12 protein-coding genes and 2 tRNA genes are annotated in these 11,896 nt (G+C 56.0%); 7 read left to right on the plus strand and 7 right to left on the minus strand.

Features of this window, described 5'->3' with window-relative positions; all coding sequences use genetic code 11:
* Position 1: 1 nt before the first annotated feature.
* Complete coding sequence (gene punR / locus IM273_RS05810) at positions 2–913, minus strand: DNA-binding transcriptional activator PunR (RefSeq protein WP_028012890.1); 912 nt, start codon at positions 911–913, stop codon at positions 2–4.
* Between the two features lie 114 nt (positions 914–1,027).
* On the opposite strand from punR, the gene punC reads away from it, so the two are divergent.
* Both punC and cfa read left to right on the plus strand, forming a co-directional pair.
* Complete coding sequence (gene punC, locus IM273_RS05815; protein ID WP_193051643.1) at positions 1,028–2,218, plus strand: purine nucleoside transporter PunC; 1,191 nt, start codon at positions 1,028–1,030, stop codon at positions 2,216–2,218.
* Between the two features lie 297 nt (positions 2,219–2,515).
* The gene (gene cfa, locus IM273_RS05820; protein WP_028012888.1) at positions 2,516–3,664 is read left to right on the plus strand and encodes a cyclopropane fatty acyl phospholipid synthase; all 1,149 of its coding nucleotides are present in this window, start codon (positions 2,516–2,518) and stop codon (positions 3,662–3,664) included.
* Positions 3,665–3,695: 31 nt separating this feature from the next.
* Here the strand turns inward: cfa and IM273_RS05825 are convergent, their stop codons facing one another.
* Positions 3,696–4,337, minus strand: coding sequence for a riboflavin synthase subunit alpha (locus IM273_RS05825; protein WP_193051642.1), 642 nt, complete (start codon positions 4,335–4,337; stop codon positions 3,696–3,698).
* Between the two features lie 225 nt (positions 4,338–4,562).
* Here IM273_RS05825 and mdtK point away from each other — a divergent pair, with 225 nt between their 5' ends.
* From mdtK to IM273_RS05845, 4 genes are all read left to right on the plus strand, one after another.
* A complete protein-coding gene (gene mdtK / locus IM273_RS05830; protein WP_193051641.1) occupies positions 4,563–5,936 on the plus strand; it encodes an MdtK family multidrug efflux MATE transporter in 1,374 nt (457 codons plus the stop codon).
* Positions 5,937–6,089: 153 nt separating this feature from the next.
* Positions 6,090–6,166: transfer RNA gene (locus tag IM273_RS05835), tRNA-Val, on the plus strand.
* Between the two features lie 4 nt (positions 6,167–6,170).
* Positions 6,171–6,247 (plus strand) — tRNA-Val (locus IM273_RS05840).
* A 118-nt stretch (positions 6,248–6,365) separates the two neighbouring features.
* Positions 6,366–7,961 (plus strand): FAD-NAD(P)-binding protein, encoded by a 1,596-nt coding sequence (locus tag IM273_RS05845; RefSeq protein ID WP_193051640.1) that lies wholly within the window; start codon positions 6,366–6,368, stop codon positions 7,959–7,961.
* Between the two features lie 28 nt (positions 7,962–7,989).
* On the opposite strand, the gene IM273_RS05850 is transcribed toward IM273_RS05845, so the two are convergent.
* Together IM273_RS05850 and IM273_RS05855 are read right to left on the minus strand one after the other, a co-directional pair.
* Positions 7,990–8,625 carry a carbonic anhydrase gene (locus IM273_RS05850; RefSeq protein ID WP_028012884.1) on the minus strand — a complete coding sequence of 212 codons (636 nt, stop codon included), beginning with the start codon at positions 8,623–8,625 and terminating at the stop codon, positions 7,990–7,992.
* A 72-nt stretch (positions 8,626–8,697) separates the two neighbouring features.
* Complete coding sequence (locus IM273_RS05855) at positions 8,698–9,480, minus strand: MBL fold metallo-hydrolase (protein ID WP_126326115.1); 783 nt, start codon at positions 9,478–9,480, stop codon at positions 8,698–8,700.
* A gap of 125 nt (positions 9,481–9,605) precedes the next feature.
* Between IM273_RS05855 and IM273_RS05860 the strand changes: the two genes are divergently transcribed.
* Positions 9,606–9,746 (plus strand): hypothetical protein, encoded by a 141-nt coding sequence (locus IM273_RS05860; protein WP_003857665.1) that lies wholly within the window; start codon positions 9,606–9,608, stop codon positions 9,744–9,746.
* A gap of 35 nt (positions 9,747–9,781) precedes the next feature.
* On the opposite strand, the gene IM273_RS22395 is transcribed toward IM273_RS05860, so the two are convergent.
* The 3 genes from IM273_RS22395 to IM273_RS05875 form a co-directional block, all read right to left on the minus strand.
* A complete protein-coding gene (locus tag IM273_RS22395) occupies positions 9,782–9,961 on the minus strand; it encodes a LuxR C-terminal-related transcriptional regulator (RefSeq protein ID WP_049000831.1) in 180 nt (59 codons plus the stop codon).
* 16 nt (positions 9,962–9,977) lie between these two features.
* Complete coding sequence (locus IM273_RS05870; protein WP_193051639.1) at positions 9,978–11,384, minus strand: DUF1996 domain-containing protein; 1,407 nt, start codon at positions 11,382–11,384, stop codon at positions 9,978–9,980.
* A 144-nt stretch (positions 11,385–11,528) separates the two neighbouring features.
* Positions 11,529–11,696, minus strand: coding sequence for a hypothetical protein (locus IM273_RS05875; protein ID WP_032644868.1), 168 nt, complete (start codon positions 11,694–11,696; stop codon positions 11,529–11,531).
* Between the last annotated feature and the right edge of the window lie 200 nt (positions 11,697–11,896).

Here is an 11,896-nt window from a genome sequence, read left to right on the forward strand (position 1 = left end):
GTCAGTCTGGCTCCCGCAGCCACTCCCGGTTAAGCGTTTCGCTGTCCCCCAGATAGTCCAGCAGCCAGGCCATCGCCGGCGAGACATCATTTTGTTGCCAGGTGAGGCAGCAGGCCGCATCCGGGAACGGATTCTCCAGCGTTAGCTCAACCCACTCACCGGTGTCGATTCGCGGACGTGCAAAATGGGCGGGCACCATGCCTACGCAGAGCCCGGCACTGAGGCACGTCGCCGATGATCCCCAGTCGGGGGCGACAACTCGCCGCTGGTTGTCCAGCAGCCAGGTAATTCGCTTCGGCAGCGAGCGGGAGGTATCTTCCAGCACCAGCGACGGCCAACTGCGCAGCGTATCGTCGCTCAGCGGCCCTTCCGTCGCCGCCAGGGGATGATCGCTTGCCACCACGCATTTCCAGCTCAGCATCCCCATATCGCGGAAGGCGTAACGTCCCCCGACCGGGATCGCCTGGGTTGCGCCAATCGCCATCTCTACCCTGCCGTCCGCCAGCGCATCCCAGACGCCGTTGAACACCTCCTGCGAGACCCGCAGTTCTACGTCTGAGAAATGCCGATAAAAATCGACAATCATCTGCCGGGTGCGCTCGGGCTTAACGATGTTATCCACGGCAATGGAAAGGTGCCCCCGCCAGCCGTTCGCGATCTGCTGGCACTGCTCGCGGGTGATCTGCATTTTTTTGATAACAGAACGCCCTTCCTTTAAAAACCACGCCCCTGCGGGCGTTAATTCCACATCACGATGCCGCCGTTCAAACAGCGGTACCGCCAGCCACTCCTCAAGCTGTCGCACCGTATAGCTGATGGCCGAAGGGACGCGGTGCAACTCCTGCGCCGCTCCGCTAAAGCTGCCGTTACGCGCGACAGCATCGACCACTTCAAGAGAATAATCTGACCACATTTTCTGCCTGCAAAAAATTTGAATGCACCCGCCAAATATTAGCGTTTCACAAGCCGCTTTGCACTCCCTACACTCTGCGCCAACGTACACCTGCCTCCTCAGGAGAATAAAAGAATGCAACCCAGGAAAGGATTTTTAGTCTGGCTCGGCGGCTTAAGCGTGCTGGGCTTTTTGGCCACCGACATGTACCTGCCGGCGTTTGCCGCGATGCAGGAAGACCTGCAAACTCCTGCCGCGGCCATCAGCGCCAGCCTGAGCCTGTTCCTTGCCGGTTTTGCTTTCGCACAGCTGCTCTGGGGACCGCTCTCGGATCGCTTCGGTCGTAAACCGGTGCTGCTGCTGGGGCTGGCCATTTTTGCCGTGGGCTGCCTGGGGATGCTATGGGTGCGCGATGCTACCTGGCTGCTGGTGCTGCGGTTTGTTCAGGCGGTCGGCGTCTGTGCCGCGGCCGTGACCTGGCAGGCGCTGGTCACCGACTACTACCCCGCGAACCGCACTAACCGTATTTTCGCCACCATCATGCCGCTGGTGGGGCTCTCACCGGCCCTCGCCCCGCTGCTGGGCAGCTGGCTCCTCGCGCACTTTGACTGGCAGGCCATCTTTGCCACGCTGTTTGCCATCACGCTGGTGCTGATGCTGCCGGCGTTCGCCCTCAGGCCCGCGCATAAAAAAGAGGCGCACGCAGACGCGAAGCCGATTACCTTCACCTCCCTGCTGAGCGCGAAAGCGTATCGCGGCAACGTTCTGATCTATGCCGCCTGCTCGGCGAGCTTCTTCGCGTGGCTGACCGGTTCGCCTTTTATTCTGCACGATATGGGCTATAGCCCTGCGGCCATTGGCCTGAGCTACGTTCCGCAGACCATCGCGTTCCTGGTGGGCGGGTACGGCTGTCGCGCGGCGCTGCAAAAATGGGAAGGCCAGCAGATGTTGCCGTGGCTGCTGGTGCTCTATGCGCTGAGCGTCATTGGCACCTGGGCCGTTGGCTTTATTCCGGGCGCGGGTCTGGCCGAAATATTGATTCCATTCTGCGTGATGGCCATCGCGAACGGGGCGATCTACCCTATCGTTGTGGCGCAGGCGCTACGTCCGTTCCCGCAGGCGACAGGCCGCGCGGCTGCGCTGCAGAACACCCTGCAGCTGGGGCTGTGCTTCCTGGCAAGCCTGGTGGTCTCCGCGCTGATTGCCACGCCGCTGCTGACGACAACCAGCGTGATGCTGGCTACCGTTGCGCTGGTGGCGTTGGGTTATCGCATGCAGGCCTCCGCGCAGGATGAGAGCACGCAGGTAGAAACCTCGCATGCCTAATCGCGCCAGAAACTATGTTAATTTTCAGTGATTAGGTTGCTAAGAATTTTCTATTGAATCACCAAATTTTGAGGCCTATACTAAATTTGGTTCGATTAAATACGATAAATATTATGTGTTAACGGGAGCCGGAGTGCTCCCGTTTTACCATGGAAGGCATTTCGGCAAGGGTTATCTCCCTTCCTCTGTTCTACGTCGGATACTAGCCTCGCGGTATTTACCGTGAGATTTCTCACAAACCAAAAAAGCGTCTACGCTGTTTTAAGGTTCTGATCACAGTAGGGTGATGGAGAAGCTATGAGTTCATCGTGTATAGAAGAAGTCAGCGTTCCGGACGATAACTGGTCCCGGATCGTTAGTGAACTGTTAGGTCGGGCAGGCATCACTATCAACGGATCATCCCCATCGGATCCTCAGGTTAAACATCCCGATTTTTTTAAACGCGTGTTGCGCGAGGGGTCGCTAGGCCTGGGGGAAAGCTATATGGACGGCTGGTGGGAATGCGAACGGCTGGATACTTTTTTCGCCAGCGTGCTGCGTGCTGGTCTGGAAAAACAGCTCCCCCGTAATCTTAAAGACACCCTGCGTGTCGCCTCTGCCCGTCTCTTTAACCTGCAAAGTAAAAAGCGTGCCTGGATCGTCGGCAAAGAGCATTACGATCTCGGCAACGATCTGTTCAGCCGCATGCTGGACCCCTTCATGCAATACTCCTGCGCCTACTGGAAAGAGGCGTCGACGCTTGAAGAGGCTCAGCAGGCCAAGCTGCGCCTGATTAGCGAGAAATTGCAGTTGCAGCCCGGTATGCGCGTGCTGGATATCGGCTGCGGCTGGGGCGGGCTGGCGTATTTTATGGCGAAGCACTACGGCGTCAGCGTGGTCGGCGTCACCATTTCCGCTGAACAGCAAAAAATGGCGCAGGAGCGGTGCCTGGGGCTTGACGTGGATATCCGCCTGCAGGATTACCGGGATCTGAACGAACAGTTTGACCGGGTCGTTTCCGTGGGCATGTTCGAGCACGTCGGGCCGAAAAATTACGACACCTATTTCGAGGTGGTGGACCGTAATCTGAAACCGGACGGTATTTTCCTGCTGCACACCATCGGCTCTAAGCGGACCGACAATAACGTTGACCCGTGGATCAACAAATACATCTTTCCGAATGGCTGTTTACCGTCCGTACGCCAGATTGCCAACGCCAGCGAATCCCATTTCGTGATGGAAGACTGGCATAACTTCGGCGCGGATTACGACACCACGTTAATGGCGTGGCATGCACGTTTTCAGGAAGCCTGGCCTGAAATTGCGGACAACTATTCTGAACGATTCAAGCGGATGTTTAGCTATTATCTGAATGCCTGCGCGGGGGCGTTTCGCGCGCGAGATATTCAGCTCTGGCAGGTTGTTTTTAGCCGTGGGATTGAACACGGCTTGCGGGTCGCACGCTAGAAAAATAACCCCGGTCAGCCGGGGTTATTTTTTATTCTTCTTCTACAGCTTTAACTATTGCGGCTTCTTTTGCGGCCAGCACGCGCTCAACGGTATCTACAACCGCCTGGGTTTGCGGATCGATTTCGATATTCACGCGATGCCCCAGTTTTTTCGTACCCAGCGTGGTGCGCTGCAGCGTCTCGGGAATTAAATGCACGCAAAAACGCGTCGGAGTAACTTCTCCCACCGTCAGACTAATCCCATCAATGCCAATAAACCCTTTATAGAGGATGTATTTCATTAATGACGGGTCCTGCACTTTAAACCAGATTTGACGGTTATTTTCTGATGTAACGATTTTCGCCACTTCGGCGGTGGTCATGATGTGCCCGGACATCAGATGGCCGCCAATCTCGTCGCTGAACTTCGCCGCGCGCTCAACGTTGACGGTGTCCCCCACCACCAGCTCGCCCAGGTTAGTAATACGCAGCGTCTCTTTCATTAAATCAAAGCTAATCTGGTTGCCATTAATTTCGGTGACGGTCAGGCAGCAACCGTTATGAGCAACCGAGGCGCCAGTTTCGATGCCGTCGAGCATATATTCCGGCAGCTCTACAACATGAGTACGAAAATTAGGTTTTTCATCAATGGACACCACTTTGGCGGTGCCCTGCACAATACCAGTAAACATGCTTACAACTCCTGTTTTTTCCGGACGGTGGTGACACCGTTTAATCCCACCACAATAACAGTTGGAAAAACAGGTTGCCAGCGGAGCGCATTTTCTGGCGATTTTTTCACTAGATAAATAGCTAAAGCCCGCTACAATAGCTGGCACCCCCCTGCATTTTCTTCTTGCTGCCCGTTTCGGCGGCTTTTTTAGTCTCTCATATAACTACAAAATAAAGGTGTTCACGTGCAGAAGTACATGAATGAAGCGCGCCAGCTATTGGCACTGGCTATACCAGTGATCGTCGCGCAGGTGGCCCAGACCGCAATGGGATTTGTGGATACGGTAATGGCGGGTGGCTACAGCGCCACCGATATGGCGGCCGTTGCTATCGGCACGTCAATCTGGCTGCCGGCCATCCTGTTCGGCCACGGTCTGCTGCTCGCCCTCACCCCGGTTATCGCTCAGCTTAATGGCTCGGGTCGTCGCGAGCGTATTGCCCATCAGGTCCGCCAGGGTTTCTGGCTGGCAGGGTTTGTCTCTGTGCTGATTATGGTCGTGCTCTGGAACGCGGGTCATATCATCCGCGCCATGCATAATATTGACCCGGCGCTGGCAGACAAAGCCGTGGGCTATCTGCGCGCCCTGCTCTGGGGTGCGCCCGGCTACCTCTTTTTCCAGGTCGCCCGTAACCAGTGTGAAGGGCTGGCGAAAACCAAGCCCGGCATGGTGATGGGCTTTATCGGCCTGCTGGTGAATATTCCGGTGAACTACATCTTTATCTACGGGCATTTTGGCATGCCGGAGCTGGGCGGCGTTGGCTGCGGCGTGGCGACGGCTGCGGTTTACTGGGTAATGTTCTTCAGTATGATCGCTTATGTGAAACGCGCCCGTTCAATGCGCGATATTCGTAACGAGAACAGATTCAGCACGCCGGACTGGAGCATCTTGACGCGCCTGGTGCAGCTAGGCTTGCCGATTGCGCTGGCCCTGTTCTTTGAGGTGACGCTCTTTGCCGTGGTTGCCCTGCTGGTCTCCCCGCTGGGGATTGTTAACGTGGCCGGACACCAGATCGCGCTCAACTTCAGCTCCCTGATGTTCGTCCTGCCGATGTCGCTGGCGGCGGCGGTGACGATTCGCGTTGGCTTCCGCCTGGGACAGGGCTCCACCCTGGATGCGCAAACGGCCGCGCGCACCGGGCTGGGCGTCGGTGTTTGCATGGCCATCTGTACGGCGCTGTTTACGGTGGCGCTGCGCGAGCAGATCGCCCTGCTCTATAACGACAACCCGGACGTGGTGGCGCTGGCTTCGCACCTGATGCTGTTGGCTGCGGTGTATCAGATTTCTGACTCCATCCAGGTGATTGGCAGCGGCGTATTGCGCGGATATAAAGACACGCGTTCGATCTTCTTTATTACCTTTATCGCCTACTGGGTGCTGGGTCTGCCTACTGGCTACGTGTTGGCGCTGACCGATCTGGTCGTTGATCGCATGGGGCCAGCCGGATTCTGGATGGGCTTTATCATCGGACTGACGTCGGCGGCGATCATGATGATGATGCGCATGCGCTTCCTGCAGCGCCAGCCGTCAACGGTAATTTTGCAGCGCGCTGCGCGTTAACTACGCAGTAGCCGCCAGCTGGCGGCTACTTTCTCTTCACTTTGCGCGGTAATGAAGCAATCGCGTGAAATCAGAGAGAAAAATGCGTTTTCCCTCTTGCCTCCTTGATGCTGTGCCGCTAATATTCGTCCCCGTTGTCACCGACAACACGTTGCGTTCATAGCTCAGTTGGTTAGAGCACCACCTTGACATGGTGGGGGTCGTTGGTTCGAGTCCAATTGAACGCACCATTCTGCGTCCGTAGCTCAGTTGGTTAGAGCACCACCTTGACATGGTGGGGGTCGGTGGTTCGAGTCCACTCGGACGCACCATTTCAGTCCTGAAATGGTGCAAATTCTCTCCTTTTACCCTGAATTTTCTTAATCGCTTATTTTCATCATTATTCTCCTGCTACGCTTTTCTTATGGAATAAATACAGGAAGCGCGTCAATGAAGAATATCGCGATTATCGGCTCCGGCCCCACAGGGATTTACACCTTTTATCATCTGCTTAATAACAGCACCCCGCTCTCCGTATCCGTCTTCGAACAGGCCGATGAAGCCGGCGTGGGCATGCCCTATAACGACGACAATAATTCCCGGCTGATGCTGGCGAACATTGCGAGCATAGAAATTCCGCCCATTTTTATGACCTACCTCGACTGGCTCAAGGAACAGAGCGACACCCATCTGGCGCGCTTTAAGGTTGATAAAGCCAGCCTGCATGACCGGCAGTTCCTGCCCAGACTCCTGTTGGGAGAGTATTTTCGCGACAGCTTGCGTTCAATCGTGAAAGAGGCAAAAAAGCTGGGGTTCCAGGTTACGGTCCATGAATCCGCGAAGGTAACGGACATCATCCCCTCGACAACCGGCGTAACGCTTTCCGTCAACGACACCACTTTGCCCGATCGGTTTGACCTGGCGGTTATCGCCACCGGCCACGTCTGGCCAGATGAGGAGGAAGCCACGCGCACGTTCTTCCCCAGCCCGTGGTCGGGGTTGATGGACGCCAGCATTCCCCCTTGCCGCGTGGGCATTATGGGAACGTCGTTGAGCGGTCTGGACGCGGCTATGGCGGTGGTAATGCAGCACGGTGAGTTTCGTGACGGTAAATTCCTCCTCGACAAGGGCAGCGAAGGGTTAAACATTACGCTGATGTCCCGCACGGGCATTCTGCCGGAAGCCGATTTTTACTGTCCAATCCCTTACGAACCGCTGTCGGTATTGACCGAATTCGTGGTTGAACACGAGATAGCCAAAGGATCGGACGGCCTGCTTGACCGCATATTTTCCCTGATGGTGAAAGAGCTCGAGCTCGCCGACCCGGCGTGGTGCGAGAAAATTTCTCTGCGTAACCAGGATGCCGACAGCCTTCGTGAGGCATGGTTTGAGGACCGTAAACGGCACGGGCCCTTTACCTGGGCGGAAGAGAACCTCAGCGAGGTTGAACGCAACAAACGCGAACGGCGCACCGTGGCCTGGCGCTATACCGTCCTTCGACTGCATGAGGTGGTTCAGGAGATTGTGCCCCACCTCAGCGAAGAGGACAGAGAGCGCTTTAAGCAGGGCCTCGCCCGCGTGTTTATCGACAACTATGCCGCCATCCCGCCGCAGTCTATCCGCAGGCTGCTTGCGCTTCGCGAGGCCGGCATCATTAGCGTGGCGGCGCTTGGCGATGATTACACGCTCGACGCCGGCAGCGATCGGACGGTAATTACCACCAAAGAGAGCGTTTATCGTTTCGACGTGTTTATTGACGCGCGCGGGCAAAAGCCGCTCAAAACAAAGGACTTGCCTTTCCCGACGCTGCGTAAACAGCTGGCAGAGACGGGCGACGAGATACCCGACATTGGTGAGGATTACACGCTTAAAGCGCCTGAAACGGTTCGCGGGCGCATTGCTTTCGGTGCGATACCGTGGCTGATGCACGATAGTCCCTTCGTTCAGGGGCTGGCGGAGTGTGCGGAAATTGCAGAGGCGATGGCGAAGGCGGCTGAAAAACCTGCCTCGGGGAGACGGCGTCGGTTACCGTACGTGGAGAACTGACAGGGCTTCCATGCCCTGCTATCGGTAATTACTCGAAGAAGACCTCTGGGTTTTCCGACAGCGATACGAACGTTTTGGTGTTCTTATCCAGGGCAAGGATTTTGCCGCTTTCAATGTCATACACCCAACCGTGCAGACGAAGCGAATTATTACGCAGGCCCACCGCGACGGACGGATGGGTCTTGATGTTGCTCAACTGCGCAAACACGTTCTCCTGCACCATCGCATTCACTTTATCGATAGGCTTGTCCCAGCTTTTCTTCTCTACCACGGCTTTCGCCGCGTCGGAATAGCGCAGCCAGTGCGATACGGCTGGCATTGGCTCCAGGTTGGCGTTATCGGCAATCGCCTTCATCGCGCCGCAGTTGGAGTGGCCGCAGATCACGATATCCGTCACGCCCAGCGCCACCACCGCGTACTCGATAGTTGCAGATACGCCGCCCGGCTCCGGCCCGAAAGGCGGGACAATGTTGCCAGCATTACGAATGACAAAAAGCTGTCCCGGCTCTTGCTGGGTGACCAGTTCAGGAACCAGACGGCTGTCGGAGCAGGAGATGAACAGCGCTTTGGGATTCTGGCTGGACGCTAAACTGCGAAAGAGCTCTTTACGTTGCGGGAAAATCTCTTTTTGAAAGCTGAGAAAACCTTCAATGATATGTTGCATAGCAATTTCTCTTTTATCTGTTTTCGTTTAGGTATGATCGCGATCACACTCGTAAAGTTTACCCACCGTACTTTACCTGAGACAAGCAATATATTTCTGGCCCGACCGCTGCACGATGTCGTCGGCGTTCGCCGGGATGTTTTGCCCTTCGAACGCGCCGTAAAGACGAGCGAACGATTTTCCCGCCAGGCGCCGGGTAACGTCCTCAACCGTACGGGCAGGCAGCGGGAGCATATTCGGGTAGCTCCACATAAACGACACCGCATCTTTCCCCGGGGTGACCTGCAAAATATCCCCCGCCAGCAAAACGCCCTCGCCCTCCTGCCAGTGCAGTACCGTTCCGCCCGCAAAATGGCCGCCGAGACGTAGCAACGTGACGGACGGCCAAATCTCCAGCGCCTCCCCCTCCCAGAAATGAATCGCCGGGCTGTTGCGCATCACCCATTCGCGGTCGCTGGCGTGCAGGTAGACCGGCGCATCGAAAGCCGCGGCCCACTCCTGCATCGTGGTGTAATAGTGCGGATGCGAAATCGCAATGGCGTGAAGGCCACCGAGCGCGGTGATGAGCGCTTGGGTTGCGGGATCAAGGTTGGCAATGCAGTCCCAAAGAATATTGCCGTGCGGGGTGCGCAGAAGCAGCGCCCTCTGGTTAATCGCAAAAGCGGGAACCGTTTTGATACTGAACAGCGCGGGCTCCAGCAGCTGCCATTTATTCACGTGCGTGGCCGTCACCGTCGCGTAATCAATCCACGCCTGACCGCTGACCGGGACATACTGGCGTTCATCCTCGCAAATCGGACATCTCTCCGGCTTTCCATCATAGGAGGTACCGCAGGTTTTACAGAGTGTAATCATGAGCGCTCCTCGGTGATAAAGCACTGAGTATGGCAGGGATTATCCTTATGTGCTGCGAGGTACATTGCCGACGTTTTTTACCCTATACTATGCCAGTATCAAAAACCGAACAGAGCAGGTGCAACATGGAAATTGATCTCGATAACTTAGTTTTTAACGGTCTGGATGAAGCGGAAGAGCGTAACGCGGAACGTCTGGACGACGCGGATAAAAAAGCGCAGGCGATTGTTGCCGACGACGACTGCGGTGATGCCTGCAAGATTTGATAAAAAAAGCACCGGTAAACCGGTGCTTTTTTATTTTACTTTTTCAGCCCGTCAATGGCCGCCGCACGGTGCGCTTCCACGGTTCTCGGGGAAAGGTTCAGGCGTGCAGCCACCTCTTTATTACTGCACCCTTCCAGCAGTACGGTCAGGGTAACCAGAATGCCCTTCTCATTTTTCAGACTGTCGACATTACCAGTTAACGTTGCTGAGAACAAAAAAACGCGGGCGTAATCAGATCTCAGGCGTTTTGCTAAAGCCGGTCAGCATCAGGATCAGGCTTTGCGGGGAAGACGCCGTCTCAAACTGGTAGTGATTTCCCTGACGATCGCCGCCGATGTACCACGAAATCTCGGTTTTCCCTTCTGCCAGCGCCTTGCGCACCGCCTTATCCACGTCCACCATCCGGTATTCGCGGGAGTGGTTAAGGTAAAGCACCGCATCCGAGCGGTAGTTACAGGCTGGCCGCGACTGCCAGCTCACGCTGGCCGGATCCCAGTCGTTGCTTGCCGGATAGAAGAAAATTTGATCCGCGCCGTTGGTTTCCACTTTCCCGCCATAAATCCGCACGCGGTATTTAAACTGCGAAGGATCCTGTCCGGCAGGCAGCGGGGGAATGTGAAACTTCACCAGCGACAGCGTTTCGCTGTTTTTGGTGCGCCCGCCGTTCTGCCAGTTATCCTGCACCAGCAGGACCTGGGGCTCTGGCTGGGTAAGCGCGGGCTCCAGGCTGCTGAGCCAGACGCTGGCCTTCGCTTTTGAATAACCATACGGAACGGTGGTGCCGCAGTCCAGACCGCGGTTCATGCACAGATCGGTCATAAAGCACGCGGCATCTTCCGTCCAGCCGTTCATAAAATCAGCATGCGCCGTATACAGGCTCCCCCACCGCTCTTCACGCTCGTTGCCGTGCATGATGGGGTCGAGAGAAAGCTGCGCTTTGCTGGTATCGAGCGAGCTAATCGTCGGGAGCACGTACGCAATGTTCATGTTCACAGTGGGAATTTTCACCGGGAAGTCGGACGGGCACTGCCCTTTGGTGTCGTAGGTGGCGTTGGCCAGACCGTGAGCGGGCTTAAGATTTACCCCGTCCCAGCAGTTCGGAAACTGAATGCCGATATTAAACTGCACGGCATCGTTCGCCTTGCGTAAGCCGCAGACCTCACCCGTTTTGGTGGTGTAGCCCTTGCCGTTAGCGCACAGGAAGGTGATATGTGGATTCGGCGCGGTGCCGTGATGATCGCCCGCCAGCAGCGACAGCCCCGCCGGGAACGGGTGCAGCGGCCAGGTGTCGACGTTCGATGCCTGATAATAGGTTTTTTGATAGGCGGGTTTGACCACCGTTCCGTCAGGCAATTTCAGAGAGGGTGCCCAGTAGGCCGAGCTGTCTGCTTTGTTATCGCAGGTGGTCTTTTCATCTTTACGCAGCGATTCACGGCTGGAGAAGGCATCCGTTTGCACGTTGCCAAAAAAATCGTGCAGCATGGCCTCGTTGGGCATGCCGTGCATCATAATGGCATCGTCGCCGAGCGTGTGGGAGTAACCGCAGACGACGTGCGCCTGTGGCGCAGCGTGCGCCGCCTGCATGGCAATCAGTAGTGCGGTGGCAGAAAGTGCCGGGGTTAATACTGTCCGTTTCATTATCATCTCCTTCTGAGAAAGGAGATATTGGTATCAAAACGGCCAGGGTTTACCGAGGATTTGCCCGCGTATTTTTCCGTTCATCCCTGCTTTACACGGATCACGCACAGTTCATTCCAGTACGTTTCGCGCGTGCGGCGAAGTTCAGCGTGACGTTTTATCATGGAACCACTCCGGGTCGATGTTAGCGACGTCCACGCCATACAGGCTGGCAACAGGCAGTATTGACTCCAGAACACGCTGCGCGCTGTTCTCCGCATTCGCTGGCCGGGTCGCAAAAAACCGCCGTAGCGTGCCGATCCATTTTTTCATTGCCTTTACCCCTCTCGCTTCACCAGCCCTGAGTTAAGCACGCGTTTCCTGGCCGCGGAAATATCAATTCCGGCAGTCGATGTGCAGGACGTGCAAATAGCTCCTTACATTTACCTGCCGGTAACACACTGTTCACTAATGCTTTTTTGTATAGAGCAAAGAACATTTTCTTATTTGGCGATAGCTTTTGCTTATGGGAG

The sequence above is a fragment of the Enterobacter cloacae complex sp. P13B genome, from assembly GCF_014895915.1.
Classification (GTDB): Bacteria; Pseudomonadota; Gammaproteobacteria; order Enterobacterales; family Enterobacteriaceae; genus Enterobacter; species Enterobacter bugandensis.

Excerpts from the sequence above, each read along its gene's own strand:
- punR (WP_028012890.1), bottom strand. The coding sequence starts at position 913 with ATGTGGTCAGATTATTCTCTTGAAGTGGTCGATGCTGTCGCGCGTAAC.
- punC (WP_193051643.1), top strand. The coding sequence starts at position 1,028 with ATGCAACCCAGGAAAGGATTTTTAGTCTGGCTCGGCGGCTTAAGCGTG.
- cfa (WP_028012888.1), top strand. The coding sequence starts at position 2,516 with ATGAGTTCATCGTGTATAGAAGAAGTCAGCGTTCCGGACGATAACTGG.
- IM273_RS05825 (WP_193051642.1), bottom strand. The coding sequence starts at position 4,337 with ATGTTTACTGGTATTGTGCAGGGCACCGCCAAAGTGGTGTCCATTGAT.
- IM273_RS05845 (WP_193051640.1), top strand. The coding sequence starts at position 6,366 with ATGAAGAATATCGCGATTATCGGCTCCGGCCCCACAGGGATTTACACC.
- IM273_RS05850 (WP_028012884.1), bottom strand. The coding sequence starts at position 8,625 with ATGCAACATATCATTGAAGGTTTTCTCAGCTTTCAAAAAGAGATTTTC.
- IM273_RS05855 (WP_126326115.1), bottom strand. The coding sequence starts at position 9,480 with ATGATTACACTCTGTAAAACCTGCGGTACCTCCTATGATGGAAAGCCG.
- IM273_RS05860 (WP_003857665.1), top strand. The coding sequence starts at position 9,606 with ATGGAAATTGATCTCGATAACTTAGTTTTTAACGGTCTGGATGAAGCG.
- IM273_RS05870 (WP_193051639.1), bottom strand. The coding sequence starts at position 11,384 with ATGAAACGGACAGTATTAACCCCGGCACTTTCTGCCACCGCACTACTG.
- IM273_RS05875 (WP_032644868.1), bottom strand. The coding sequence starts at position 11,696 with ATGAAAAAATGGATCGGCACGCTACGGCGGTTTTTTGCGACCCGGCCA.